The 25,111-nt window shown below is 61.5% G+C and carries 21 protein-coding genes and 1 tRNA gene; 17 read left to right on the forward strand and 5 right to left on the reverse strand.

The window, feature by feature from the left end; translation table 11 throughout:
* Positions 1 to 222 precede the first annotated feature (222 nt).
* Positions 223 to 1,842: a methyl-accepting chemotaxis protein gene (locus IFT99_RS07885; protein ID WP_192131343.1), complete on the forward strand. Its 1,620-nt coding sequence runs from the start codon at positions 223 to 225 to the stop codon at positions 1,840 to 1,842.
* Between the two features lie 481 nt (positions 1,843 to 2,323).
* Here the strand turns inward: IFT99_RS07885 and IFT99_RS07890 are convergent, their stop codons facing one another.
* The 3 genes from IFT99_RS07890 to IFT99_RS07900 all read right to left on the reverse strand — a co-directional run bounded on the left by IFT99_RS07890 (position 2,324) and on the right by IFT99_RS07900 (position 6,148).
* Complete coding sequence (locus IFT99_RS07890) at positions 2,324 to 3,319, reverse strand: IS110 family transposase (RefSeq protein WP_192131344.1); 996 nt, start codon at positions 3,317 to 3,319, stop codon at positions 2,324 to 2,326.
* Between the two features lie 489 nt (positions 3,320 to 3,808).
* On the reverse strand, positions 3,809 to 4,747 hold the full coding sequence (locus IFT99_RS07895; RefSeq protein ID WP_192131346.1) for a class I SAM-dependent methyltransferase: 939 nt from the start codon (positions 4,745 to 4,747) through the stop codon (positions 3,809 to 3,811).
* A gap of 111 nt (positions 4,748 to 4,858) precedes the next feature.
* Positions 4,859 to 6,148: an MFS transporter gene (locus tag IFT99_RS07900; protein ID WP_446731120.1), complete on the reverse strand. Its 1,290-nt coding sequence runs from the start codon at positions 6,146 to 6,148 to the stop codon at positions 4,859 to 4,861.
* Between the two features lie 202 nt (positions 6,149 to 6,350).
* Here IFT99_RS07900 and hemB point away from each other — a divergent pair, with 202 nt between their 5' ends.
* The 4 genes from hemB (at position 6,351) to IFT99_RS07920 (ending at position 10,084) form a co-directional block, all read left to right on the forward strand.
* The gene (hemB, locus tag IFT99_RS07905) at positions 6,351 to 7,325 is read left to right on the forward strand and encodes a porphobilinogen synthase (RefSeq protein ID WP_192131348.1); all 975 of its coding nucleotides are present in this window, start codon (positions 6,351 to 6,353) and stop codon (positions 7,323 to 7,325) included.
* Positions 7,326 to 7,711: 386 nt separating this feature from the next.
* Entirely contained in the window at positions 7,712 to 8,197 is a 486-nt protein-coding gene (locus IFT99_RS07910; RefSeq protein ID WP_192131350.1) for a Dps family protein, read from the forward strand.
* Positions 8,198 to 8,575: 378 nt separating this feature from the next.
* Complete coding sequence (locus tag IFT99_RS07915; RefSeq protein WP_065991567.1) at positions 8,576 to 8,983, forward strand: SRPBCC family protein; 408 nt, start codon at positions 8,576 to 8,578, stop codon at positions 8,981 to 8,983.
* Positions 8,984 to 9,397: 414 nt separating this feature from the next.
* Complete coding sequence (locus tag IFT99_RS07920; RefSeq protein ID WP_192131352.1) at positions 9,398 to 10,084, forward strand: RibD family protein; 687 nt, start codon at positions 9,398 to 9,400, stop codon at positions 10,082 to 10,084.
* A gap of 114 nt (positions 10,085 to 10,198) precedes the next feature.
* Here IFT99_RS07920 and IFT99_RS07925 read toward each other — a convergent pair.
* Positions 10,199 to 10,274, reverse strand: a tRNA-Asn gene (locus IFT99_RS07925).
* A 65-nt stretch (positions 10,275 to 10,339) separates the two neighbouring features.
* On the reverse strand, positions 10,340 to 12,397 hold the full coding sequence (locus tag IFT99_RS07930) for a TonB-dependent siderophore receptor (protein WP_192131354.1): 2,058 nt from the start codon (positions 12,395 to 12,397) through the stop codon (positions 10,340 to 10,342).
* Positions 12,398 to 12,797: 400 nt separating this feature from the next.
* Between IFT99_RS07930 and IFT99_RS07935 the strand changes: the two genes are divergently transcribed.
* From IFT99_RS07935 to IFT99_RS07990, 12 genes are all read left to right on the forward strand, one after another.
* A complete protein-coding gene (locus tag IFT99_RS07935) occupies positions 12,798 to 13,202 on the forward strand; it encodes an antitoxin Xre-like helix-turn-helix domain-containing protein (RefSeq protein ID WP_065991569.1) in 405 nt (134 codons plus the stop codon).
* The gene (locus tag IFT99_RS07940) at positions 13,196 to 13,888 is read left to right on the forward strand and encodes an RES family NAD+ phosphorylase (protein ID WP_192131356.1); all 693 of its coding nucleotides are present in this window, start codon (positions 13,196 to 13,198) and stop codon (positions 13,886 to 13,888) included. Before IFT99_RS07935 ends, IFT99_RS07940 begins: the two co-directional genes overlap by 7 nt.
* 86 nt (positions 13,889 to 13,974) lie before the next feature.
* Complete coding sequence (locus IFT99_RS07945; protein ID WP_192131358.1) at positions 13,975 to 14,406, forward strand: DNA methylase; 432 nt, start codon at positions 13,975 to 13,977, stop codon at positions 14,404 to 14,406.
* The gene (locus IFT99_RS07950; protein ID WP_244656925.1) at positions 14,403 to 15,170 is read left to right on the forward strand and encodes a DUF72 domain-containing protein; all 768 of its coding nucleotides are present in this window, start codon (positions 14,403 to 14,405) and stop codon (positions 15,168 to 15,170) included. The genes IFT99_RS07945 and IFT99_RS07950 overlap by 4 nt, the downstream gene beginning before the upstream one ends.
* 163 nt (positions 15,171 to 15,333) lie before the next feature.
* Positions 15,334 to 16,458, forward strand: a complete 1,125-nt coding sequence (locus IFT99_RS07955; protein ID WP_192131360.1) for a GGDEF domain-containing protein — start codon at positions 15,334 to 15,336, stop codon at positions 16,456 to 16,458.
* Positions 16,459 to 16,600: 142 nt separating this feature from the next.
* The gene (locus IFT99_RS07960) at positions 16,601 to 18,226 is read left to right on the forward strand and encodes an NADP-dependent glyceraldehyde-3-phosphate dehydrogenase (RefSeq protein ID WP_192131362.1); all 1,626 of its coding nucleotides are present in this window, start codon (positions 16,601 to 16,603) and stop codon (positions 18,224 to 18,226) included.
* A 388-nt stretch (positions 18,227 to 18,614) separates the two neighbouring features.
* Positions 18,615 to 19,118, forward strand: coding sequence for a type VI secretion system contractile sheath small subunit (gene tssB / locus IFT99_RS07965; RefSeq protein ID WP_065991574.1), 504 nt, complete (start codon positions 18,615 to 18,617; stop codon positions 19,116 to 19,118).
* A gap of 31 nt (positions 19,119 to 19,149) precedes the next feature.
* Positions 19,150 to 20,688: a type VI secretion system contractile sheath large subunit gene (gene tssC / locus IFT99_RS07970; RefSeq protein WP_065991575.1), complete on the forward strand. Its 1,539-nt coding sequence runs from the start codon at positions 19,150 to 19,152 to the stop codon at positions 20,686 to 20,688.
* A 23-nt stretch (positions 20,689 to 20,711) separates the two neighbouring features.
* On the forward strand, positions 20,712 to 22,067 hold the full coding sequence (gene tssK / locus IFT99_RS07975) for a type VI secretion system baseplate subunit TssK (RefSeq protein ID WP_192131374.1): 1,356 nt from the start codon (positions 20,712 to 20,714) through the stop codon (positions 22,065 to 22,067).
* A gap of 8 nt (positions 22,068 to 22,075) precedes the next feature.
* Positions 22,076 to 22,747 (forward strand): type VI secretion system protein TssL, short form, encoded by a 672-nt coding sequence (tssL, locus tag IFT99_RS07980; protein WP_192131376.1) that lies wholly within the window; start codon positions 22,076 to 22,078, stop codon positions 22,745 to 22,747.
* A 7-nt stretch (positions 22,748 to 22,754) separates the two neighbouring features.
* The gene (locus IFT99_RS07985) at positions 22,755 to 24,542 is read left to right on the forward strand and encodes an OmpA family protein (protein WP_192131378.1); all 1,788 of its coding nucleotides are present in this window, start codon (positions 22,755 to 22,757) and stop codon (positions 24,540 to 24,542) included.
* A gap of 19 nt (positions 24,543 to 24,561) precedes the next feature.
* Positions 24,562 to 25,053 (forward strand): Hcp family type VI secretion system effector, encoded by a 492-nt coding sequence (locus IFT99_RS07990; protein WP_065991578.1) that lies wholly within the window; start codon positions 24,562 to 24,564, stop codon positions 25,051 to 25,053.
* Positions 25,054 to 25,111 lie beyond the last annotated feature (58 nt).

Here is a 25,111-nt window from a genome sequence, read left to right on the forward strand (position 1 = left end):
TAGATAGCCGTTTGATTGGGCTGCAGGCCTTGCTCTTGTGGCTTCTCAGCCGTTCGTCGGATCTGCCGGGCCGGCCTTCAAGAAGCCCTGCGCAGGGTCGAAGCACTCTGTGCAGGCGCCTCGTTTTCGGACCGCTCCGACGCGATGGCACAGGGATGTGGCAAGCCGCAAAAACTCCGGGTGATCCTCGGAGCAGGTTGTCCTCCCTTTTGAGATCCTCCTATGTCGAAATCCCTGAGATTGCAGATCCTCGCGCTGCTCAGCGGCAGCCTCGTGCTGGTCGTGCTGATTGCCCTGGCGTGTTTCCAGTTCCTGTCCAGCAACGTCCACGCCTATCGCGGTCTGCTTGAGGGGCCGTTGCACGCCTCGCAACTGGTCGATCAGGCCAACCTGCAGTTCAAGGTTCAGGTGCAGGAATGGAAGAACGTGCTGCTGCGCGGCAAACAGCCGGCCGACCGCGACAAGTTCTGGGCGCAGTTCGAAGACCAGGAACGCCAGGTGCAGGACACCCTCGGCAGCCTGAGTGCAATGGACGGGCTGGACCCCGCGACCAAAACCCAGGTCGACGCGCTGCGCAACGAGCACCGCACCCTCGGCGTGGCCTACCGCAAAGGCCGTGACGCTTACATTGCCTCCGGTGGCGATCCGGTTGCCGGTGACATGGCCGTCAAAGGCGTTGACCGTGCCGCCAGTGAGCAGATGACCGGCCTGGTGGTTGGCCTGCGCAAGCAAAGTGACGAGCAGTCGACGATCCTCAGCAGCACCGCCGACCGGACCATCCTTATCGGCACGCTGGTCATGCTCGCCTCGGCGTTGCTAGTCGGCGTGCTCACCCTGTGGATGGTCAACCGCAACATCGTCGGCCCGATCCGCATGTTGATCGAATACGTCGCGCAACTGAGTCAGGGCAAGTTCAGCGACCGCGTCAGCATCACCCGCCAGGATGAGCTGGGGCGTCTGGCCGTTGCGGCGAACACGCTGCGGGATTTCCTTGCCGACACCTTTACCCGCCTCAAGCGCAGTACCACCGACCTGGACAGTGCCGGCGGCGAGCTGAAAGCCATTGCCGCGCTGATGGCCCAGGGCACCCACGAGCAGTTCGAGCGCACCGATCAGGTGGCAACGGCGATGACCGAAATGTCCGCCACCGCCCAGGAAGTCGCCCGCCACGCGGCTCAAGCCGCCCAGGCCGCTGACGAAGCGGATCGCAGTTCCCAGGAAGGCAGCAAGGTGATGGGCGCGACCATCACAGCGATCACCCAGATGCGCACCGAGATCAGCAACACCGCCAACGTCATTCGCCGTCTGGAAACCGACAGCGGGCGCATCGGCAAGGTGCTGGAAGTGATTCGCGGCATCGCCGAGCAGACCAATCTGCTGGCGCTGAACGCGGCCATCGAAGCAGCCCGTGCCGGCGATGCCGGGCGCGGTTTTGCGGTGGTTGCCGACGAAGTGCGCACGCTGGCCCAGCGCACCGCGGCCTCGACGGCGGAAATCAACCAGATCATCAGCTCGGTGCAGACCGGCGCCGTCGATGCTGCCCAAGCCATTGAAAGCGGGCAGGCCCGCAGCCAGGAAAGCGTCGATCAGGTGGCGCTGGCAGGCTCCTCGCTGGAACGCATTACCAGTGCCGTGGAAGCCATCCGTGACATGAACCGCCAGATTGCGACGGCTGCGGAAGAGCAGACGTCCGTGGCCGAAGACATCTCCCGCAACCTGACGGAAATCACCGCGATTGCCACCACCAACCAGGACAACGTCCAGCGCACGCAAACCGCGAGTCAGGATCTCCATGTGTTGTCGGTGGGGTTGAATGACGTGATCTCGCGGTTGAGTGCCTAGAACTCGGATGTTCATAAGCCGGTCCCACTGACGCACTGCGATCACTCAGTGATGATCGTTCCCACGCTCCGCGTGGGCATGCAGACCTAGACGCTCCGCGTCCTTGTAGACCGCGCTGTGTCAGTGGGACCGGCTTTAGCCGGGAAGGCGTCGGGCGTCACATCGCAGAATTGATGGCGTACAAACGGGCCTCTTCCCGGCTGAAGCCAGTCCCACTAACACAGCGCGGTCACCTGGTAGGACCGTTTTTAGCCGGGAAGACGTCGGGCGTCACACCGCAGAATTGATGGTGTACTTAAGGGCCTCTTCCCGGCTAAAGCCAGTCCTACTGACGCACTGCGATCACTCAGTGGGACCGGCTTTAGCCGGGAAGGCGTCGGGCGTCACACCGCAGAATTGATGGTGTACTCAAGGGCCTCTTCCAGGCTAAAGCCGGTCCCACTGACACCCCCCGATCACCTTGTAGATACTCTGTTCCAGATCAAGCTTTTTGCAGATGTTTTTCGCTGAAAAGCTTGGCCGTATTGAAGTCTTCGCCGCTGCGCATGCAAGCCCACAAACCTGTCAGGTATTTACGCATCACCGCGCAGACCGCTTGCATCTTACGCTTGCCTCGGCCCACCAGTGCCTCGTAAAACCCCTTCACATAGGGATCGCAGCGGATCGCAGTCAGCGCTGGCATGTACATTGAACAGCGTAAGTATGCGTTGCCGCATTTGCTGAGCCTGCCAGGCTTGTCGATGCTCGTTCCAGACTGAGTCAGCCGCACATCCAGCCCTGCATGACGGCTTACCTGGCCTGACTTCAATGTCGTTGGCAGGGTCGCCATTTCGGCAAGCGCGGCCAGCGTGGAGACCTCTCCCATGCCGGGGGCTGCCAGCATATTATCGAACTGACCTTGCAGCACCGGGCAACTGGCAACTAAATCAAGTCCAGCTTTCCTGAAGCGTTCAATACGCTTGTCAAAGGCTGCGATGGCCTCTTCCTCATCTTCGATCAGCAGCGCCTCAGACGTGTCAGTTGCCTTCAAAGCGTGCAACTCATTTTTCGCTTGGGTGCGGTGCCCGACCAGGCGATTGATGTGCCGGCCGATAGCCCGCAGCTCAAGCTGAGCGGCGGTTGGCGGGGTCCACAGGCGAGGCGTCATGCGCTCGCCATATTCGGCAAGCAACTGGGCATCGATTGCATCCGTCTTGCTGTGCTGAAGTTTCAGCCTGGCAAAATTGCGGGAGCTTTTCGGGTTTATCACCGAGACTGGCAAACCGGCCGCACTCAGCTCTATCGCCAGATCCAGGTAATAAATACCGGTGGCTTCCATGACAACGCTGAGCGGTTTGAGGGCCAGAAGCTTCTTGACGGCAGCCTTGCGGCCTTTAGGTGTTTGAGTGATTTCCCAGGCGCCGGCTGATCGGCCTTTATCGCGCCATCCCATGGCCGTCGTGCGTGAACCGACATCAAGACCGACGTGAACAGCCATGCTTTCATCTCCAGAAAAACTAGGTAATGATGGCTCTGGTTCCCCTGACCTCGAACTTCATGCCGCTGCGACCTTGTAATGCGAAGTCCGATTCGTCGGCTTCTCGATACTCTACGTGGTGGGCAATGAGGCGGGGGGACCCCTCTACAAACAAGGTCAGGCGCAAGGCCTGCCTTAGGGACCGATCGGTCTCCCCCAGAACACATCTGTTTGGTGACGCACTCAGGAGATTAACGATCTCTCCGTGGGTGTGTTGAGAACATACAAGGACCGGCTTCAGCCGGGAAAGCGTCGGGCGTCACACCGCAGAATTGATAGCGTACAAACGGGCCTCTTCCCGGCTAAAGCCGGTCCCACTGACACAGCGCGGTCACTTGGTAGGACCGGTTTTAGCCGGGAAGACGTCGGGCGTCATACCGCAGAATTGATGTCGCACTCAAGGGCCCATTCCCGGCTGAAGCCTGTCCTACCAAGCCGCGCACGTTGCGGTTAGCCCTGGCGAAACACCAACGCTTTCAACCCACCCCCTTCCTCGGCATCGGCGAATTCAGGCGGGTTTTCCAACCGCTCGACAAACCGCAACCCCGGCGCTTCCCGGGTCACGCCTTCGATGAGAAAGTCCGCGCCCAGCAGCGGGTCGTTCATGCACGCCAGCACCGTGCCGTCCGGGGTCAACAGTTCCGGCAGTTTGCGCAGCACCCGCTGATAATCCTTGGTCAGCAAAAAGCTGCCTTTCTGAAACGACGGCGGGTCGATGATCACCAGATCATAGGGCCCCGTGCTTTTTACCTTGCCCCAGGACTTGAACAGCTCGTGGCCGAGAAAAGTGACCTTGCTCAGGTCATGGCCATTCAAGCGATGGTTGTCGCGGCCGCGACTCAGCGCAGCCCGGGACATGTCCAGATTGACCACACACTCCGCGCCACCCTCGATCGCTGCCACCGAAAACCCGCAGGTGTAGGCAAACAGATTCAGCACCCGCTTGCCCGCTGCATTGGCCCGCACCCAGTCGCGGCCGTAGCGCATGTCGAGGAACAGCCCGGTGTTCTGTTTTTTGCCGAAATCCACGAGATAACGCAGGCCGCCCTCGGTCAGCGTCCATTCCTCCAGCACCTCGCCCAACAGCGCCTCGGTGTGGCTGTCCGGCAGATAGCGGTGCTGCAACAACAGCGTATGGGCGCTGGATTGCTGCCACGTCGGTGACTCGATCAGCCTGGACAGCCGCTGCTTCAGGGCTTCCAGCTCATCGGCGCCTGGCGCCTTGAACAGCGACACCAGCACCACGCCCTGCATACAGTCGACGGTCAGTTGCTCGAGCCCCGGCCAGCGTCGGCCACGGCCGTGAAACAGGCGGCGAGTCTCGGCGGGCGGGGCGGCGAGGGCGGTCTGGAGGTGGGAGTCGAGCAGGTCGAGGGCGTCGGCATTCATCGGTGGGCGGCAGGTCGGAAGTGGGAAAGGGGCGGCATTCTAAACCCATTTCCCGGCGAACGACGGCGCCATGCCGTCGAACGTCGTTCCCCCGACCTTCAACTCCGTGGATCAGGTAGCCGGCGCGCCCTCCGGTTGATCATGAACCACGGCTTCGCCGGTTTCCGGCACCGCCAGCCACAGCAGCACGAACGCCACGGCCGCAATCGCCGCCAATGTCAGAAACGCCGCGCTGTAGCCCGCCTCGCGGACGACCAGTCCGGCCAGGCCGTTGCTCAGCGCTGCGCCCAGGCCAAACACTGTCGAGATCGCCCCCAGGCTGACGTTGAAGCGCCCGGTGCCGCGTGTCAGGTCCTTGACCACCAGCGGCAGCAGCGCGCCAAACGCCCCGGCGCCGATGCCGTCGAGCAACTGCACGCCCACCAGCCAGTACGGGTTGTCCGACATCACATACAACACGCCCCGCAGCGGCAGAAAAATGAAGCCGGCGAGCAACAAGGGTTTGCGCCCCCAGACGTCGGCCTTCGCCCCCACCAGCCAGGCCACTGGCACCATCACCAACTGCGCGGCGACGATGCAGGCGGAGGTCAGCGGCGTGGCGAGGTTGACGTCGATCTGCGAAAGCTTCTGACTCACCAGCGGCAGCATGGCCGCATTGGCCAGGTGAAACAGCCCGCAGCAGATGGCGAACACCAGCAACGGTCGGTTGTGCAGCAATACCGCCCAGCCGCTGGGCTGGTCCTTACCCTGATCATGGTTGGGGTCAAAGCCGCGGGCGACGTCGTGGTCAATCGCCGAGGCATCGACAAATGAGACGGCGACGATGCTCGCCAGCGCCATGAACGCCATGAGGTAAAACACCGCAATCGGCCCAAACATCCATGAAAAAATGCCGGCCAGCAGGGCGGCGCAGGCGTTGCCGGCGTGGTTCCAGGTTTCGTTGCGTCCGGTCCGGCGGGTGAAGGCTTTCGGCCCGGTGATGCCCAGGGAGATGGCGGCGATGGCGGGGGCGAACACCGAGCCTGCGATGGCGCTGATGCTCTGGGTGATCGCCACCCAGGTGAACGAGTGAATGAACGGCAACACCAGACACCCGGCGGTCACCAGCAAGGCCGCCACGATCACCACCATCCGCTTGCTGCGGGTGCGGTCAATCAGCGCACCCGCCGGGGTTTGTGTGACCAGCGCGGCGATGCCGGCGAGGGTCATGACCAGTCCGATACTTGCCGGATCCCACTTGTGCACGGCCAGCAGGTAGATCGCGAGGTAGGGCCCGAGCCCATCGCGCACATCCGCCAGAAAGAAGTTAATACCGTCCAGAGAACGGTTGTTGCGCTGATCGGAAGGGTTGCTCAAGGTTGGCCTCACTCTGGCGATGCGCAGGCGGAACGGCTGCGGCATTGCTAAATGACCTGCCGCCGTTGCGTTGGTTCTCCACGCCGTTTCTGCACGCTGTTTCTGAACACTGTTGCGGCCGACGTAACGGACTTTCTTGTCACGGCGTTTGAATCAAGGGCGGCGCAGGCATAAGCTTCGCGCCATTGATAGTGCCGGACCTCTCGGGCCCGGCAATCTTCCGGATATTTTTAGCCCAGGAACCGCCATGTCCAGTCTGTTTCCCGCTGCCCGTCCACGCCGTCTGCGCAGCAACGAGAGCTTGCGCTCGCTGTTTCAGGAGAACGAATTCACCCTGAACGATCTGGTGCTGCCGATCTTCGTCGAAGAAGAAATCGACGACTTCGTGCCGATCAACAGCATGCCTGGGGTGCAGCGCATTCCCGAGTCGAAGCTGGCGCAGGAAGTCGAGCGCTACGCCCGTGCGGGCATCAAGTCGGTGATGACCTTCGGCGTGTCCCATCACCTGGACGCCACCGGCAGCGACACCTGGCAGGAAAACGGCCTGGTCTCGCGGATCTCGCGGACCATCAAGGCCGCCGTGCCGGAAATGATCGTGATGTCCGACACCTGCTTCTGCGAGTACACCGACCACGGCCACTGCGGCGTGATGCATGGCGGCCATGTCGATAACGACGCGACCATTGAAAACCTCGGCAAGCAGGCCGTCATGGCGGCGCGTGCCGGTGCTGACGTGATTGCTCCCTCGGCGGCCATGGACGGCCAGGTGAAAGCGATTCGTGCTGCCCTCGACGCCGCCGGTTTCACCCAGACGCCGATCATGGCGTACTCGACCAAGTTCGCCTCGGCGTTGTATGGCCCGTTCCGCGAAGCCGGCGGCTCGGCGCTCAAGGGCGACCGCAAAACCTATCAGATGAACCCGATGAACCGTCGTGAAGCCCTGCGCGAATCGCTGCTGGACGAGGCCGAAGGCGCCGATGCGCTGATGGTCAAGCCGGCCGGTGCGTACCTGGACATCATCCGCGACATCCGCGAAGCCTCGAACCTTCCCCTGGCGGCTTATCAGGTCAGCGGCGAGTACGCGATGATCAAGTTCGGCGCCCAGGCCGGCGCCATCGACGAACACCGCGTCGTGCGCGAAACCCTCGGCGCGATCAAACGCGCGGGCGCGGATTTGATCTTCACGTACTTCGCGATGGACCTGGCGCTCAGCGGGATCTGATTTCCACTCACTAAGATGTTTTGGGGGAGCAGACCGCGGTTTCAAAACATGCCGCAGACCTGTGGCAGTGACCGGGGTGGCGCTCCACCTTACTCACGAAGTCGGACTGTCATTCCCCAGAGAAAGTGGCCGGCAGTCCTGGCCTCTTCGTGAGCAAGCTCACTCCCACCATTCCAACGAACCGGCCGAAACCCGGGGCGATCCACGATTTTGTGGGCGTGAGCTTGTTCGCGAATGGCTGCTGTTGTTTCAACGCCGATTGTCGTTGGGCGACGGCGTTTCATAGGCCGTGTCGATGGCAGCGATTGGCAGCGGTGATTTCAGTTAACAGGGCGTGCTCTCTAGAATCGACCCCTCAGCAATCAACAGACCTTAGGGAGCAACACATGGCTATTGAAATCGGAATCAACGAGCAAGACCGTGCAGAGATCGTTCAAGGACTGTCCCGGCTGCTCTCCGACACCTACGTGCTGTACCTGAAAACCCACAACTTCCACTGGAACGTCACCGGCCCGATGTTCCGCACGCTGCACCTGCTGTTCGAGGAGCAGTACACCGAACTGGCGACCGCAGTGGACTCCATTGCCGAACGCATCAGAGCCCTGGGCTTCCCGGCACCGGGCACCTATTCCACCTACGCGCGGCTGTCGTTGATCAAGGAAGAACCGGGCGTGCCCGCTGCGACCGACATGATCCAGCAACTGGTTGAAGGGCAGGAAGCGGTGGTACGCACCGCCCGCGAACTGTTCCCGTTGCTGGAGAAGGTCAGTGACGAACCCACTGCCGACCTGCTGACCCAGCGCATGCAAGTCCACGAAAAAGCCGCCTGGATGCTGCGCTCGCTGCTGGAAGGTGACGGTTTCGTTGCCTGACACCTTCATCTCGGCGTGAGACCTATTCCCGGCTAAAGCCGGTCCCACTAAGGCATCGCGGTCACTTGTAGGACCGGCTTCCGCCGGGAAGCTGTTGATTCATTCTTTTGATCTTCCTGCGCAACAAGACCAGGCACCGCCAATCGTGACTGGGGTGCAGGCGTGACCGGACGAACCCCGAGAAACGAGGGGCCACGCCAGGCGCAAGCAGATCATCATCGCCGGTAGGGTGACTGATGTTTGCGGCGCTCACCCTCCCGAAACAGCAGCAATCGTGACAAGATTGCTCGCGGTTACCGCATATATAGAGAGGGCGCGGTCCCGCCACGCGATCCAGCGCTGGCTGATCGGCCGCTGCCCGTAATTCTGGAGAACATCATGGCTCAAGCATCTGCATCCATTCGCATCCCGGTGTCGGCCGAAAAGGTCTGGGCACTCACCGGTGGCTTCCACTCGCTGCACGAGTGGCTGCCGTTCATCAAGAGCAGCGAAGCAAAGGAGGGCGGACGCGTCCGTCACCTGACCACCGACGATGGTGCTGAAATCACCGAGCGCCTGCAGACCTACGACAATTCGGCTCGCACGTACAGCTACTCCATCGACAAAGGACCGTTTCCGATCAAGGACTATCTGGCGACGTTCAAAGTCAAAGAGGATGGCGATGAGGGGGCGTGGGTGGAATGGTCAGGCGTGTTCACCGCCGACGGTGTGACCGATGCGGACGTCGAGGAATTATTCAAGGGGATTTACGTGGGTGGGCTTGAAGCGCTGCAGGCCAATTTCTAAGTCATTGAACAGGTCTGCCGCCGATAATCGCGGGACCGCCAGGCCATTGCGGCTTGGCATTTGGGTGCCTTGCTTGAATCGTCGTGCGTCGGGCTGTCAGGCCCTCAGTGATGCTCTGACACCGTCGCTGCATTGATCAGGTCGTACAAGGCGAACGCGCGGTTGACCAGGAAAACGGTCACGGCGGTGAGGGCAAGGGCATTGATGATGTGCAGGGTCATGGTGGCAAGTCCGTGTCGGGTCTGGGATGACGCGATGTTACGCGAGCCCTGCCGAAGCTGAAGACAATAGCCTTCATGGTCTACATCACCGGCAATGATGGGCATCCGTTGCGAAGGCCAAGTCGAGTGACGGGGTGAACTATTGCCGCGGGATCCTGGTCGGCTCTACACACTTATCAGCCTGGAGCCTGCCATGCAGCCTTATGTCATTTGCCACATGATGTCCTCCCTCGACGGCCACGCCCTTACCGATGGCTGGGATCGCACGTTCAAGAAAGACGCCGGAGATTTATACGAAAAGCTCGCCCAGACGTTCGAGTTTGACGCCTGGATCTGCGGGCGCGTGACGATGCAGGAAATCGCCCACGACGAGGGCTATCCAAAGGGCCTCGCCAAAGGCCCCATCGAGCGCAGTCATTACTTCGCTGATCGCAGCGCCAAGGCCTATGCCGTGTCCATCGACCCCCAGGGCAAGGTGGGCTGGAAAAAGAATCAGGCGCTGGATTCCCACGTCGTCGAAGTCCTGACCGAAGGGGCGTCGGATGACTACCTGGCGTACCTGCAGTCGATTCAGGTCTCTTACATTTTTGCCGGGAAGACCGAGATCGACCTGCAGCAGGTGGTGCAGATCCTGTCGAGCGAGCTGGGCTGCAAGCGCCTGATTGTCGAGGGCGGCCCCCATGTCAGTGGCTCGTTCGTCAGCGCCGGGCTGGTCGATGAAGTCAGTGTGCTGATTCTGCCGCTGATCGACGGGCGAGGCGAGCATCCGGCGTCGTTCGAGGTGCCGACCGAGGCGTGGAAACAACCAACGCATTTGAAGTTGACGTCGGCGGATGTGCAGGACGGCGGCGCGGTGTGGCTGCGCTACACCAAGGCCTGACGATAAGGGCGCAGCGGGGCTGATGCAGTCCCGCTTCAGGCTGGGAGCGCCCGGGAAAAGCGATCGGAAACGAAAAAGGCCAGCTAAGCGCTGGCCTTTTCGTTTGCTTCTGTCTGGCTCCACGACCTGGACTCGAACCAGGGACCCAGTGATTAACAGTCACTTGCTCTACCAACTGAGCTATCGCGGAATGCGCGCTATCTTACTGATTGGAAAAGGGAAGTCAAGCGACCGTGATAAAAAATTTCGGGTTGGTCAGTACCGCCACGTCAACGATGCCGTCAGGTTGCGCGGCGCGCCGTAGTTGCTCGCCGTGCCGCTGTAGAGCGAGGTCAGGTATTTGCGGTCGGTGACGTTGTTGAAGTTCAGCGCCGTGCTCCAGTTGCTGTCGATGTCGTAGCTGGTCATCAGGTCGACCAGCGCGTAGGCGTTCTGGCGGATGACGCTGTAGTGATCGTTCTGAATCCCGCTCTGCCAGCTCACCCGAGTGCCGATCCTGGCTTGGGGCAGGCTTGGCAACCGGTAGCTGGCCATGCCACGAAAGGCGTGGGTCGGCACGTAGCGGCGTGCCTTGTCGCCGTCATCGTTTTCGATGTGCACGTAGGTGTAACCCGCCAGCAGGTCGAGGCCCGGCAGCGCTTCACCCGACGCTTCCAGCTCGATGCCGTGGCTCTTGTAATCGTCGGTGAAATAGCGGAACTGCGAGCCCACCTCGATGAAGTCCGCCGACTGGACGTTGCTCTGTTTGGTCTTGAACACCGCAGCCGTCAGGTTCAGGCGATCGTCCATCACGCTGCCCTTGACGCCGGCTTCCAGGCTCTTGCCTTTCAGCGGCGCCAGCACTTTCCCGTCAACGCCGACCGTGCCGTACTGCGGATTGAAGATTTGAGTCCAGCTGGTGTAGACGCTCCACTGCGGGGTCAGGTCGTACACCAGACCGGTGTAGGGCGTGACCTTGCCGTGCTCGCGCTGGGAGTGATCGGTGCCATAGCTCTCCCCCGTGCCGTCGACGCTGAGCATGCGCGCACCGGCGATCCAGTGCAGGTCATCCGCCAGGCTGAAGCGCGCACCGGCGAACAGGCTCTTCTGGCGGTCCTCGAAGTTCTGCGTGTTGGTGATGTCACTGGTGTAGTCAAACTGCGGCGAAGGGGTATTGCCGGCGAGAATGCCGGCGAACGAGGTGTCGAAGTAGGTGCCCCCGCCAGCATCGTATTCACGGGCTTTCTGGTGCGTGCGGCCGTAGGCGGCGCCGAAGGTCAACTCATGGTCGCGGCCGAACAGGCTGAAGGGCCCGGAGACTTTGGCTTCCCCCAGCAGCTGATGCGCCTTGCTGGAGGTATCAGCGGCGAACACCGAGGCGTCGTCATCGGTTACGCTCGACACGTACAGCATGTTGGTGTCCTGGTATTCCGTAATACCGGTGCCGGTGACCGTGGCGTTCCAGCCGTTGCCGAAGTCATGCTTCCATTCTGCAAACGCGCGCTGGGTGTGCATGTTCCAGTAGGTCCACGGTTGGCCCACATTGGACGAGCGGCTGCTGTAGTGGATCGGGTTATTGTTGATGTCAACCAGCGGCAGGTTGCCCCAGGTGCTGCCGTTGGAATCGCTGTTGTGCTGGGTAAAACCCACGGTCAGGGTGTCGGCGTCGGACAGGTCGAATGCCAGCAGGCCGGCGGCGACGTTTTTCTCGTGGCTGTAGCGGTCCATCCACGAGTTGCCCTTGTCGTGGGCATAGATGAAGCGGCCGCGCACATTGCCGCTGTCGGTCAACGGCCCCGACACGTCGACGTCGATGCGTCGGTTGTCCCACGAGCCCACGCTGGTGTCGATCTGCGCCTGGAAATCACGGGTGGGCCGTTTGCGGATGAAGTTGACCGTGGCCGACGGATTGCCGGTGCCGCTCATCAACCCGTTGGCGCCGTGGAGCACGTCGATCTGCTCGAACTCGGCCATGTCCAGATCACCGATCATGATCGTCTGGGCGAAGGGCATGCCCATGCCGTCGTACTCGAAACTGCCGATGTCGAACCCGCGGGAGGTGAATTCGGTGCGATCGCTTTCGCTTTGCTCGACAGTCACCGACGGCGCCGAGCGCAGGGCATCCTTCACCCCGTTCATTTTGAAATCGTTCATCTGCGCGCGGGTGATGGTGGTGATCGCCTGTGGCGTCTGCTTGTTGGTCAGCCCCAGCTTGGTGGTGCTCGAAGACGGCTTGCCCTGATAGCCCACGCTTTGCCCGTCGTCCTGGGGAACGGTGTCCTGGATTTGCATCGCCGGCAAAGTGAGGTCGTCTGCTGCGTTGGCGGCAGACATGGCGGTGACGACACCAGCCAGAAGAAAGGAGGCGGGGAGGCGAGGGATCACAATGGGCGTTCCTGAGAGGGCGGTGAGGAGCGCGATTCTGAATCAAGATGCGAATCATTACCAGATGTGACTAATGTCATTTTCACATTTTTTTCACGGGATTGAAGGCTCTGGGACGAGCGTTTTGGGGGCGTGTGTTTCAGTCCCGGCTAAAGCCGGTCCTACTCGGGATCGCGTTCATTCAGGGAGGCGGTGATGGCCTCAAATGTAGGACCGGCTTTAGCCGGGAAAGCGTCGGATGTCGCGCTATAAGTCCATGCTGCTGCAACTTGACATTGCGTCCGTGGATGCAGATCGATTAAGGTTGCGTCTACAGAAAAGACATCTGCCGTGACCAAGAGGTAATTCCATGACCATCGCCATTCCAGCGCGGCAACTGTCGAAGTCCGAGTGCGTGGTGGGTTTGCGGGCGGCGTTGCGGGTTCTGGACAAATGGAAGGCCAACAGCGAGCAGGCCTGTCAGATTCTGCGCATTTCCCGAAGCACCTATACCCGCGCCCGCCAGGACGACGCACAGTGGTCGGTGGCGCTGGATCAGGACCAGATGCAGCGCGTCAGCTTCGTGCTGAACATCCATGCAGCCCTGCGAACCCTGTTCGACAACCCCGACAACGCCTACGGTTTCCCGTCGATGGAAAACCACAACGAGTTTTTCAACGGCAGAAAGCCACTGGACGTCATGGCCCAGGGCGATATGATCTCGCTCTACGAAACTTTCCGACGCATCGACACGCTCCGGGGCGCCCAATGGTGACGCCGGACGCGCTTCCCGCGCTCGCCGGTGAGGCGCAGCAGGGCTATCGCCTGGTCAATTCCAAATTCCCGCCGATCGATCTGTTCAGCGACGTCGCCGACGCCGCCGAGTTCGAGACCCTGTACCGGATTCAGGCGCTCACCAACCCGCGCCTGCAGAACGAAGTCGGCCGCATCGAGCTGATTCCCCTGGCCGAAATCCCTTTCGGCATTCCCGGTTGTTCCTACGCGGTCGCGCCGTTCACCCACGTCAATCCTGCGGGCTCGCGCTTCAGCAGCGGCGAGTTCGGCGCGCTGTACCTGGCCGATACGGTCGACACGGCCATCGCGGAGGTGCGTCATCATCAACAGCTGTACTGGTCACGGGTTGCGGCGCTGAAGTACGAGCGTTTTGTGTTCCGCTGCCTGAGTTGCAGTTTCACCGAGGCGGGCTGCGTTGACGCCACCGTCATCCCGTTCTCCGACCCCATTTACGCACCCGACGACTACGCGCAATCCCGTGTGCTGGGCAAGGCCGCGAGGCAGGCCGGGATTGCCGGGCTGCGGTACCAATCGGTGCGCTCGCCGGGCAATCATTGCTGGGCACTCCTGACTCCGCGGCACGTCACGTCCATCGTGCAGAGCGCCCACTACGAAATGATCTGGAGTGGTGAGGTCATCGGCATCAACCAGCTATCCAACGCCTGAGGGCTGTCGATCCAGACAGCGCCCAAAAGATCGAACTCATCCGCCCCCTGAGAAGTCACTCCAGCAATGGAAATCGAGGAGCGGCCATGGGCAAGCACATCACGGCGCAGGAATTGGGTATCGACCTTGTGCAGGGCGGTGAACAGGCGCTGTTCAAATGGTTGCTGGCCAGTTTCCTGATGGGCAAGCGGATTCGGGCGCAGGCGGCGGTGCAGACCTACCACGTCATCGTCGACAGGCACGGGTGCCACACCCCGCGAAAGCTGGCAGCCTGCACCCACCGGGAACGGGTGAGGATGCTGGGCGAGGGCGGTTACGCGCGTTACGACGAATCCACCGCCGTGCGCCTGCTGGCACTGGCGAACAAGCTGACGGATGAATATGGCGGTGCGGTCAGTGCAATGGCCGCCGCCAGCGCTGACCGTCACGACTTCGAAAAGCGCCTGCTGGCGTTCGACGGCATCGGCCCGAAGACCGCAGAGATCTTCATGGGCGAAGCCTTGGAGATGCTGTTTTGAACAATGCCGTTTTGGACGGCGCTCTTTCGAAGGAGCCTGGCAGAATCTTCGTGGGCTGCGCCGGCTGGAGTCTGGGCCGCGAGCATGGGCCGGCGTTTCCGGGGGACGGCACCCACTTGCAACGCTACGCCCGGCACTTCAATACCGCTGAAATCAACAGCTCGTTCTACCGGCCCCATCGTCCGCAGACCTATGCGCGCTGGGCTGAATCGGTGCCGGCGGATTTCCGCTTTTCGGTGAAAATCCCCAAGCTCATTTCCCATGAACACCGCTTGCAGGGCTGCGCACCGGCACTGGATGAATTCCTCGGGCAATGCGGTGAACTGGGCGAGCGGTTGGGGTGCCTGCTGCTGCAACTGCCGCCGTCGCTAGCGTTCGAGCCAGGCGTGGCAGAGGTGTTTTTCACCGGGTTGCGCGAGCGCTTTGCGGGGCAGGTGGTCATTGAGCCGCGCCATGAAACCTGGGTGCAGGCCGAATCGCTGTTGACTCACTGGCGCATTACGCAAGCAACGGTCGACCCGTCGAGGCTCAGCAACGACAGTCAGCCGGCAGGTTGGCCGGGGTTGCGCTACTGGCGACTGCACGGGGCGCCGCGCCTCTATTACAGCGCCTATGAACAAGATTATCTGGCGCGTCTGGCCGTAGCGCTGAAGGCCGAGGCCCAAGGCGGCGCGCCGACGTGGTGTATTTTTGACAACACTGCCAGTGGCGCCGCTACAGGCAACGCGCTGAGGCTGATCGAGCTGCTCGGTCCGCAGTCATGAATCTCGCCCGTAACCCCCATCCCAGAGGGGTTGGAGCCCTGACCGGCAACGATCGGCGACGCTGCTTTTCGTTAGGTGTGAGTTAATTGGCGCGCGAGTTGTTAAGCGTCATAGCACGATGCCACAATCGGCCCGTTTCCAGTGCCAGGGTCGGGCGAACTCGATGTACCTCCATGATTCTCAACCGGCGCGTGAGGCCCTGATACGGGCCCAAGTGCGCAACGATCGATTGCAGCTGCTCCTGCGCCAGAGTTTTTTCTCGGTGTTCGGCAGCGCGCTGGCGGCTGTGATCCTCTCGTGGATCTGCTGGGAGCGCCTGGAACACTCGCTTATTGTCTGGTGGCTAGGGCTGCTGGGCGCGTCGACCGTCTTGCGCCTGGTGATGTTGGCCATTTATTTCCGGATGCCGGAAACCGCCCGGACCCCTGAGCGCTGGGAAAGCACTTACTGGATCACGCTGGTGTTGTCGGCCGGTATCTGGGGCGGTGGCGCGCTGGCGCTGATGCAGGCCGGGGATCTTCTGATCCAGACGCTGGTGCTGCTGTTCGCCGTGGGCATGTCAGTGAGTGCGGTGTCTTGCTACTCGGCGTACCGCTCGATGACCCTGGTGGCGATTGCGCTGGTGCTGCTGCCGTGCACGATCTGGCTGTTGGTTCAGCCCCAGACCGCGCAGCAGGGGATGGCGGCTGCGTCGCTGATCTTTGCCGGCTTTGTGGTCAGCGCGACGCGCAAACTGTCTCAGGCCATGGAGAAGGCCTTTCGCCTGAGCCGTGAAATGGAACACGCCCATCGTATCGCCGCCCACGCCGCGCAGACAGACGAGCTCACTGGACTGCAAAACCGCCGTGCCTTCTTCCATCGGGCCGAAGCCGTGTACGAGACCTGCAAGCAGGCCGATCTGCCGCTCTGCGCCCTGATGCTGGACATCGACCATTTCAAACGCATAAACGACGGCCACGGCCATCAGGCAGGTGACGAGGTCTTGCGGCAGATCGGCAGGGTCATCCGCCAATCCGTGCGCGACGCAGATGTCAGCGGCCGCCTGGGCGGAGAGGAATTCGCGCTGCTGTTGGCCAACACGCCGATCGACGCGGCGCAGATCATTGCCGAGAGACTGCGCTCGGCCATCGCCGAAATCATCTGCCAGCACGACGAAGGGGTGACCGCGAGTCTCGGCGTCGCCGAGTGGGACCACGACGATCAGGATTTACATGGGCTACTGGCCCTCGCAGACAAGGCGCTGTTCCGGGCCAAAGCATCCGGTCGCAACCAGACCGCGGTGGCCTGAACGCCAACTCTGGCACGGGTGGCAGACGGTTTTCGTGTCACCCGGACGTGACATTTATCTCGACGCTTTTCATTCGGCGGCGGCTGTGGCGTAGTGTGTCCAGCCTGTTTGGCACGATGACCGACTGGAAGAGGTAAATGAGATGACCCTGCAAAACCGCCTGGACAACCTGTACCCGCGCGCCGACGAGATCCCTGAGCAGTTTCGCGCAGGCCCCGCCATCGAGCAGCGCGATTACCTGGTCAATGGCGAACTGCATCAATGGCACGGGCCGTTGGCGCCGGTGTTGAGCCCGGTCTCGCTGAAGACCGACGCGGGCCTGGAATCCGTAGTGCTGGGTAGCACGCCGCTGATGGACGCCGACACCGCAATGACCGCGCTGGACGCCGCCGTCAACGCCTACGATCGCGGTCAGGGCACTTGGCCCACCATGCGTGTCGCTGATCGTATTCATCACGTCGAGACCTTTCTCAAGCTGATGCGCGAGCAGCGCGATGCGGTGGTGACGCTGCTGATGTGGGAAATCGGCAAGAACCTCAAGGACTCGCAGAAAGAGTTCGACCGCACCTGCGATTACATCGTCGACACCATCAACGCCCTTAAGGAGCTCGACCGCCGCTCGAGCCGTTTCGAGCTGGAGCAGGACACCCTCGGCCAGATTCGCCGCGTCCCGCTGGGTGTGACCCTGTGCATGGGCCCTTACAACTACCCGTTGAACGAGACCTTCACCACGCTGATTCCGGCGCTGATCATGGGCAACACCGTGGTGTTCAAACCGGCCAAGTTCGGCGTGCTGCTGATTCGTCCGCTGCTCGAAGCGTTCCGCGACAGCTTCCCGGCCGGGGTCATCAACGTGATCTACGGCAGCGGCCGCGAGACCGTCAGTGCGCTGATGGCCAGCGGCAAGATCGACGTGTTCGCGTTCATCGGCACCAACAAGGCCGCCAGCGCCCTGAAAAAGCTCCACCCCAAGCCGCACCGTCTGCGCGCCGCACTGGGTCTGGATGCCAAGAACCCGGGAATCGTGCTGCCGGATGTCAACCTGGACAACGCCGTGACGGAAGCCATTACCGGCTCGCTGTCGTTCAACGGCCAGCGCTGCACGGCGTTGAAGATCCTGTTCGTGCATGAAAACGTGGTCGGCAGTTTCCTTGAAAAGTTCGAGGAGAAACTCGCCCAGCTCAAACCGGGCATGCCGTGGGAACCGGGCGTCTCGCTGACGCCACTGCCGGAGCCGGGCAAGACCGATTACCTGCAAGGGCTGGTGGACGATGCCGTGAGCAAAGGCGCCAAAGTGATGAACGAAGGTGGCGGCACGACCCACGGGCAGTTTTTCTACCCGGCGGTGCTGTACCCGGTCACCCCGGACATGCGCGTTTACCACGAAGAACAGTTCGGCCCCGTGGTACCGGTGGTGGCGTACCGCGATCTGGAAACGGTGATCGAGTACGTGCTGGATTCCGATTTCGGTCAGCAGCTGAGTATCTTCGGCAACGACTCCAAGCAGGTCGGGCGTCTGGTCGATGCGTTCGCCAATCAGGTGGGCCGGATCAACATCAACGCGCAGTGCCAGCGCGGCCCGGACAGCTTCCCGTTCAACGGCCGCAAGAATTCGGCCGAGGGCACGCTGTCGGTGGACGATGCGCTGCGGGTGTTCTCGATCCGCACCCTGGTGGCGACCAAGTTCCAGGAGAGCAACAAGGCGCTGATCAGCGACATCATTCATAACCGTGAGTCGACGTTCCTGACCACGGATTATATTTTCTGATTCATTTGCTCCAACCGGCCGCAGGCGTGTTGCACAGCGGATGCTGTTCAACCGCCTGCGGTTTTTTTATAGCTGTACTTTAAAACCCGCCGCCACTGTATTGCGCTGGCTGTTTAATTCTGCAGCCCTTCCTCTGTCTGAGATTATTTTGTAGGAAGGATTCTAGACTTCCGTAGGACACCTCTCTTCCTCTCTTTGGTGGGTAGAGTTTTTATTCGTAGGGAATTAGCCTTGCCGCTTCCCGAACTCGATGAAAACTTCATCAGCCCATTCGCTGCTCACACTTGTTAAAACTTGACCGCTTGGGGTGCGGGCGTTCGGCTGATACAAAGGCCCTGCGATCCGGATATTCCCCTTTGTGATGTGTTGCATTTTCGACGGAGGAGTTATGGCTTCAAACAGCTTTCAAAATGAAGTGCCCAAGGCGCGGGTCAATATAAAACTCGATTTGCACACTGGCGGTGCGCAGAAAAAAGTCGAATTGCCGCTTAAATTAATGGTGCTCGGGGACTACAGCAATGGCCGGGAAGACCGGCCCTTGTCCGAGCGCACCAAGATTAATATCAATAAAAACAATGTCGACAGTGTGCTGGCAGAATTTTCCCCTGCCTTGAAACTCACCGTTGAGAACACCTTCGCCGACGACGGTTCCGACGCTTCAGTGGATTTGAATTTCGAAAGAATGAAAGACTTCGAGCCGGAACACGTGGCCAGACAAATACCCTCATTGCGCGCGCTGCTGGCGACTCGCAATCTGTTGCGTGACCTCAAATCAAACCTGCTCGACAACGCCACCTTCCGGCACGAACTTGAACGCATCGTCAAAGACGAAACGCTGAGCGATGAACTGCGCGCCGAACTGGCGATGCTCGCCGCACCCACAGAGCGTTAATCACTCGGGTCTCTGATAGCAGGTATCAAACATGTCCTCGAAACACTCTTCCGCAGTCTCAGGCGGTGGCACCGTTTTGTCCGAAGAAAGCACGGGCGTTTATAGCGCGCTGTTCTCCAAAATCAACCTCAACCCGGTGTCAGCCCTGGGCGACATCGAGGCGTTCCAGAACAACGAGGCGCTGTCGGAGATCTCCGCCGATGAGCGCGTGACCGCAGCCGTCAGCGTGTTCCTCAACCTGCTCAAGGGTTCGTCGCGCAAGGTTCAGCGCCTCGACAAGACCCTGCTCGACGAACACATCGCCTCGCTGGACGCGCAGATCAGCCGTCAGCTTGATGCCGTCATGCATCACCCGGACTTCCAGCGGGTCGAGTCGACGTGGCGCGGAGTGAAGTCTCTGATCGATCAGACCGACTTCCGCCAGAACGTGCGCATCGAGCTGCTGGACATCAGCAAGGACCATCTGGTCCAGGATTTCGAAGACGCCCCCGAGATCGCCCAGAGCGGTCTGTATATGCACACCTATACCCAGGAATACGACACGCCCGGCGGTGAGCCCATTGCGGCGGCTGTTTCCAGTTACGAGTTTGATCGCAGTCCGCAAGATATCGCGCTGCTTCGCAATATATCGAAAGTCGCAGCGGCGGCGCATATGCCGTTCATTGGTTCAGTCGGCCCGGCCTTCTTCGGCAAGGAAACCATGGAGGAAGTGGCTGCCATCAAAGACATCGGCAATTACTTTGATCGCGCGGAATACATCAAGTGGAAGTCATTCCGAGACACCGATGATTCCCGTTATATCGGGCTGACCATGCCCCGGGTATTGGGGCGGTTGCCCTATGGCCCAGACACCATTCCGGTGCGCAGTTTCAATTATGTGGAAAGTGTCAAAGGCACCGACCACAGCAAATACCTGTGGACCAATGCCTCTTTCGCCTTCGCTGCAAACATGGTGAAGAGTTTCGTCAATAACGGCTGGTGTGTGCAAATTCGCGGGCCACAGTCCGGTGGGGCAGTCACGGACCTGCCGATTCATTTATATGACCTGGGCACCGGCAGTCAGGTGAAGATCCCGTCGGAAGTGATGATTCCGGAAACCCGGGAGTTTGAATTCGCCAATCTGGGGTTTATTCCGCTCTCGTATTACAAGAATCGCGATTACGCCTGTTTCTTCTCCGCCAACTCGACGCAAAAGCCTGCGCTGTATGACACCGCCGATGCCACGGCCAACAGCCGGATCAATTCGCGGCTGCCTTATATCTTTCTGCTGTCGCGCATTGCGCATTATTTGAAATTGATTCAGCGCGAAAACATCGGCACCACCAAGGACCGGCGTTTGCTGGAACTGGAACTGAATAAGTGGATCAGCGGGCTGGTCACCGAAATGACCGACCCGGGGGACGATTTGCAGGCCTCCCATCCGCTGCGTGACGCGCGGGTGACGGTGGAGGACATCGACGACAACCCCGGTTTCTTCCGCGTGAAGTTGTACGCCGTGCCGCATTTCCAGGTGGAAGGCATGGACGTGAATCTGTCGCTGGTTTCCCAGATGCCCAAAGCCAAAACCTGACGTCGGCCATAGGTGAGCACAACATGAAAATCGACCGACCTCTCTGGGCTGCCGGGGCGCTGCTGTCCCAGCAGCAATTCCAGCAGCAAGCGCGCTGGGAAGCCTGGACCAACGAATGCATCGCCTATCTGTCGCGGGTCCATCCGTGGGGCGTGCAGACAGCGACGTTTGATCTTGAAGCGCTGCGGCTGGGCAAACTCAAGGCGTCCACGCTGCGCGTGCGGCTGCCGGATGGCACGCTGATCGACACCGACAGCGTTGATCGGCTGCCCGCCGCGCTGGCCCTGGAACACATCCTGATCGAACCGGGGCAGGGCGCCACAGTGATGTTGTGTTTGCCCCTGGAGCAGGCCAATGGCGGCAACTGCCTGTTCGAGGGGGCTCGCGCTGACCGACCGGTGCGCTACCGGCAGGAGTGGCGTGAGGTGCAGGATCTGTACGGCGACGATCAACAGTCGATCGGCGTGCTCGAGCACCTGCTCAGCCTGCGTCTGGCCAGCGATGACAATGCCGATTACCTGACCTGTCCGGTCGCCCGGCTGGTGCGGGACGGGCAAGGGCGCGCGTGCCTGGACGAGGCGTTCGTGCCACCGCTGTTGAGCTTTGCAGGGCACGCGGGTTTGCTGGTGCAACTGGACAATCTGCTGACCCAACTGGCGTCCAAGCGCCAGCGCTTGATGGGCATGCGCCGTGAGAGCAACCAGCGCATGGCCGACTTCGCAGTGGCCGATGTCTCGCTGTTCTGGCTGCTCAACGCGCTCAACACTTACCAGCCCGTGCTTGCCGATTTCAAGGCAAGCCCTGCGCGCCATCCCGAGCAGGTCTATCAGGAGTTGGTGAAGCTGGCGGGGGCGCTGCTGACGTTCTCCCTCGAACACGACGTTGAGGCGATTCCGGCCTACCGTCACGAAGCGCTTGAAACGGTGTTCCCGCCCTTGATGCAGATGATTTCGACGTTGCTCGAAGCCAGTCTGCCGTCGCGGGTGATCGCCCTGGCGCTGGAGCGGGTGCTCCCGGGGCGCTGGCAAGTGACGTTCAACGACCCACGGCTGCGCGAGGCCGACGCTGCTGACTTTTACCTGTCGGTGCGCTGCCGCGAGGCGCCGGCGCAACTGCAGGCGCAGTTCCCGCGGCTGTGCAAGGTCGGCACGCCGGACGACGTCGATCGGTTGATCAACGCAGCCTTGGACGGCGTTCCGCTGCAGCCCCTCAGTCACGTGCCGGCGGCGATCCCGCTGCGTCTTGAAAACCAGTATTTCGCCCTCGACTTTGCCCATTCGAGCGGTCAGGCCGTGCTCGCCGAAGGGGTTTGCGCGTTCTACGTCCCGGCGACGCTGCCGGACGTCAAGCTTGAGCTGTTTGCGGTACTGCGCTCATGAGCCGGCCGATGAAAAGCCAGTCGGCTGCCCAGCCCGTCAATGTGGATCAACTGCTGCAGGACAGTTACCTGCTGGTGGTCGAGTTGCGCCATGGCGCGGCCGCCCCGGACAGCGATGCGCTCTGGAACCTGTGCACGCGCCAGGTGGTAGAGGTTCGCGATGCCCTCAAGCAAGCCGGCGTCAGCCAGCGCAGTGTCGACTTCATCAGCCACGCTCAATGCGCGCTGCTGGATGAAACCGTGCTGGCCCATGCCGATGCCAGTGCCCGCGCCAAATGGACCCACGAACCGCTTCAGGCGCATTACTTCGGACGTCATCAGGCAGGGCAGTTTCTGTACGAAGAAATGCGTGAGGTGCTGCACGAGCCCGCGCCGGATCTGTGTGTGCTGAGGGTGTATCACCGAGTACTGATGCTGGGGTTTCTCGGACGCTACAAGGATCCGAACCACCCCGAGCGGCAACAGTTGATGGCCGAGTTGACCGCCCGGGTAGCGCCGCTGACCCTGGATCAGCCGCTGCCCACCTGGATCGACGCCAGGGGACGCAAACCCTTGCCGGCCTGGTTGCGCGCACCGCTGTTGCATCTGCTGGCGGCCGGATTGTTGCTGGCGGGCATCTGGTGGTTGCTGGATTCGCACCTGGCGGCGCTGGTCGCTTCCCTTGTGACCGAGCGGGTGTGACGCGCCCATGACACTCAAGTTGATGCGCGCGCTTGCCCTGTGGTCGGGATGCTTGGCGCTGATGGTGATCAGTGTTTTGCCGCTGAGCCTGGTCGCTCAAGCGGTCGCCGTCTTTGGCGCCGTAATTCTTGTGGTCGTTGGATGGCTGCTGGCGGGGCGGAGGTCGGCGCGTGTCGGTGGTTCGCTAAGTCTGGATGAGTTCAGAGCCCTTCCCGGCAGCGAACATCGGCTGCCAGTGGTGCTGGTGTGTGGCGAGGGGGCGGCGGGGCTTTTTGCTGTTGATCCCGATGCTGATGCCGATATCGCCGAGCAGGTCGTCGTGCGGACGACGGCGAGCGGTTGTTACGTCAGCGTGCCGAGCCTTGAACGATTGCCCGGTGTGGCCGCTGCGCTGCTGGCCGCCCGTCCGCAATGGCGTGGGCAGCTCAGCGTCATGTTCGTCATCAATCCAGCCCAACACGCGGACAGCGCGGTGCTGGCCGGCCAGCTTCGTGCGCTGATTCATCAGCTGTCGGTGATCCGCAGGTGTGCGCAGGCGTTGCCGTTGTGGGTCGTGAGTTATCAGCACATGTCCCAAGGGCCGGGGGATGTTCGTGGGACCGGCTTCAGCCGGGAAGAGGGCGTCTTGCGCACCGAACCCGTCTGGTTCAGTTGGGAAAATGGCGAGCCATCCGCCCGGGTGCGAAGCAACGGCACTTGCGTCAGCGTCGAGGAGTGGCAGAGGCAAGACGCCGCCGCGCTCACTGACCGTATGCAACTCGCCGTGCAGATGAACGCCCACGGCGCATGGCTGGTTCAGTACGTCGCGCCGCACTTCACTGGCATCGGCCGGCATCGCGCGCCGTCGCCAGTGGCCTATGCAATCTGCCAAGTGGCGTGTCTGCCTGATCCGATGCCTGGCAGCGTCTGGCAGCACTGGATACAGGTAAAAACTGCGCTGGTGCCGACCCGGTTGGCGATCGACACGGGCGGTGCTTTGCCCGCGCCGGATCCTTTGCTGGAATTGCTGCCCCGACACACCGGCAACAGCGCCGCGCGGCGCGCCACTGTCATCGGCATCTGGCTGACGGTCTTCGCTGCCGTCGTCGCGGTGTCGAGCTCGGCCCGGCAGAACACCTTGTTGATCCGCCAGGTCGGTGACGACCTGCGCCGCTACGCTTCGATCAACCAAACCGATCGCCAGGACCAGCAGGCGGTAGCCCGGCGCGAAGCGGCGTTGACCGTTCTGCACGACGACGCCCGGCGGCTGGATGACTACTACCGCTACGGCGAGCCCTGGTCGCTGGGCCTCGGCCTTTACCACGCCGAACAGTTGCGCACCACGGTCTGGCACGCCATCGGCCGTTACCGGCCGCCAACCGACACGGCGCAGGCGTCCGGGCCAGTGCGGCTGGACACGCTGTCGCTGTTCAACACCGGCAGCGCCGAACTCAAGGCCGAGTCGACCCAGGTGCTGATCAACGCACTGGTCGGCATCAAGGCCCGACCCGGCTGGCTGATCGTCGTCACCGGGCATACCGACGCCACCGGCAGCGCCGAGCAGAACCTGCGCCTGTCCCGCGACCGCGCCGCTTCGGTGCGCGACTGGATGCAGCGCATGGGCGGCATTCCCGGCAGTTGCTTCGCCGTGCAGGGCTACGGCGCCAGTCAACCGATCGCCAGCAATGACACCGAACAAGGGCGCAGGGCCAACCGCCGCGTCGATATCCGTCTGGTGCCGGAAGAGGGGGCCTGCGGGTCGCTTTCTGCCGGGGCCGGGCCGGCTACCCCCGTCGCATTTCGCGGCACTCGATAACCCAAGCAAGGAGTTTCACATGGCAATTCCCGTTTACCTCTGGCTCAAAGATGACGGCGGCGCTGACATCAAAGGCTCGGTCAACGTGCAGTCCCGGGAAGGCAGCGTCGAAGTGGTCGCCCAGGACCACAGCGTCTACATCCCCACCGACAACAACACCGGCAAATTGACCGGCGCCCGGGTGCACACGCCGTTCCTGTTCACCAAGGAAATTGATGCCAGCAGCCCGTACCTGTACAAGGCCGTCGGCACCGGCCAGACCCTGAAAAGCGCCGAGTTCAAGTGGTACCGCATCGACGACGCGGGCCAGGAAGTCGAGTACTTCAACACCCTGCTGGAGAACGTCAAGGTCGTGCGCGTCGCGCCGAAAATGCACGACGTCAAGGACCCGGCCAAGGAGAAGCACAACCACCTGGAGATGGTCGAGCTGCGCTACGAGAAGGTCACCTGGACCTACAAGGACGGCAACATCATCCACTCCGACTCGTGGAACGAACGCCAGACCGCCTGACGCTGCAAGGCCGGCAGACAGGCAGCTTTTGCACGCCTGTCTGCCGGCTGCGGTGTGT

Source organism: Pseudomonas sp. CFBP 8772 (genome assembly GCF_014841665.1).
Lineage (GTDB): Bacteria > Pseudomonadota > Gammaproteobacteria > Pseudomonadales > Pseudomonadaceae > Aquipseudomonas > Aquipseudomonas graminis_B.

Bases quoted from the DNA above. Each gene is read 5' to 3' on its own strand.
- tssL (WP_192131376.1), top strand. From the start codon at position 22,076: ATGAAAAGCCAGTCGGCTGCCCAGCCCGTCAATGTGGATCAACTGCTG.
- tssK (WP_192131374.1), top strand. From the start codon at position 20,712: ATGAAAATCGACCGACCTCTCTGGGCTGCCGGGGCGCTGCTGTCCCAG.
- IFT99_RS07930 (WP_192131354.1), bottom strand. From the start codon at position 12,397: ATGTCTGCCGCCAACGCAGCAGACGACCTCACTTTGCCGGCGATGCAA.
- IFT99_RS07890 (WP_192131344.1), bottom strand. From the start codon at position 3,319: ATGGCTGTTCACGTCGGTCTTGATGTCGGTTCACGCACGACGGCCATG.
- IFT99_RS07915 (WP_065991567.1), top strand. From the start codon at position 8,576: ATGGCTCAAGCATCTGCATCCATTCGCATCCCGGTGTCGGCCGAAAAG.
- IFT99_RS07960 (WP_192131362.1), top strand. From the start codon at position 16,601: ATGACCCTGCAAAACCGCCTGGACAACCTGTACCCGCGCGCCGACGAG.
- IFT99_RS07990 (WP_065991578.1), top strand. From the start codon at position 24,562: ATGGCAATTCCCGTTTACCTCTGGCTCAAAGATGACGGCGGCGCTGAC.
- hemB (WP_192131348.1), top strand. From the start codon at position 6,351: ATGTCCAGTCTGTTTCCCGCTGCCCGTCCACGCCGTCTGCGCAGCAAC.
- IFT99_RS07920 (WP_192131352.1), top strand. From the start codon at position 9,398: ATGCAGCCTTATGTCATTTGCCACATGATGTCCTCCCTCGACGGCCAC.
- IFT99_RS07985 (WP_192131378.1), top strand. From the start codon at position 22,755: ATGACACTCAAGTTGATGCGCGCGCTTGCCCTGTGGTCGGGATGCTTG.
- IFT99_RS07940 (WP_192131356.1), top strand. From the start codon at position 13,196: ATGGTGACGCCGGACGCGCTTCCCGCGCTCGCCGGTGAGGCGCAGCAG.
- IFT99_RS07955 (WP_192131360.1), top strand. From the start codon at position 15,334: ATGTACCTCCATGATTCTCAACCGGCGCGTGAGGCCCTGATACGGGCC.
- IFT99_RS07935 (WP_065991569.1), top strand. From the start codon at position 12,798: ATGACCATCGCCATTCCAGCGCGGCAACTGTCGAAGTCCGAGTGCGTG.
- tssB (WP_065991574.1), top strand. From the start codon at position 18,615: ATGGCTTCAAACAGCTTTCAAAATGAAGTGCCCAAGGCGCGGGTCAAT.
- IFT99_RS07945 (WP_192131358.1), top strand. From the start codon at position 13,975: ATGGGCAAGCACATCACGGCGCAGGAATTGGGTATCGACCTTGTGCAG.
- IFT99_RS07910 (WP_192131350.1), top strand. From the start codon at position 7,712: ATGGCTATTGAAATCGGAATCAACGAGCAAGACCGTGCAGAGATCGTT.
- IFT99_RS07885 (WP_192131343.1), top strand. From the start codon at position 223: ATGTCGAAATCCCTGAGATTGCAGATCCTCGCGCTGCTCAGCGGCAGC.
- tssC (WP_065991575.1), top strand. From the start codon at position 19,150: ATGTCCTCGAAACACTCTTCCGCAGTCTCAGGCGGTGGCACCGTTTTG.
- IFT99_RS07900 (WP_446731120.1), bottom strand. From the start codon at position 6,148: ATGCCGCAGCCGTTCCGCCTGCGCATCGCCAGAGTGAGGCCAACCTTG.
- IFT99_RS07895 (WP_192131346.1), bottom strand. From the start codon at position 4,747: ATGAATGCCGACGCCCTCGACCTGCTCGACTCCCACCTCCAGACCGCC.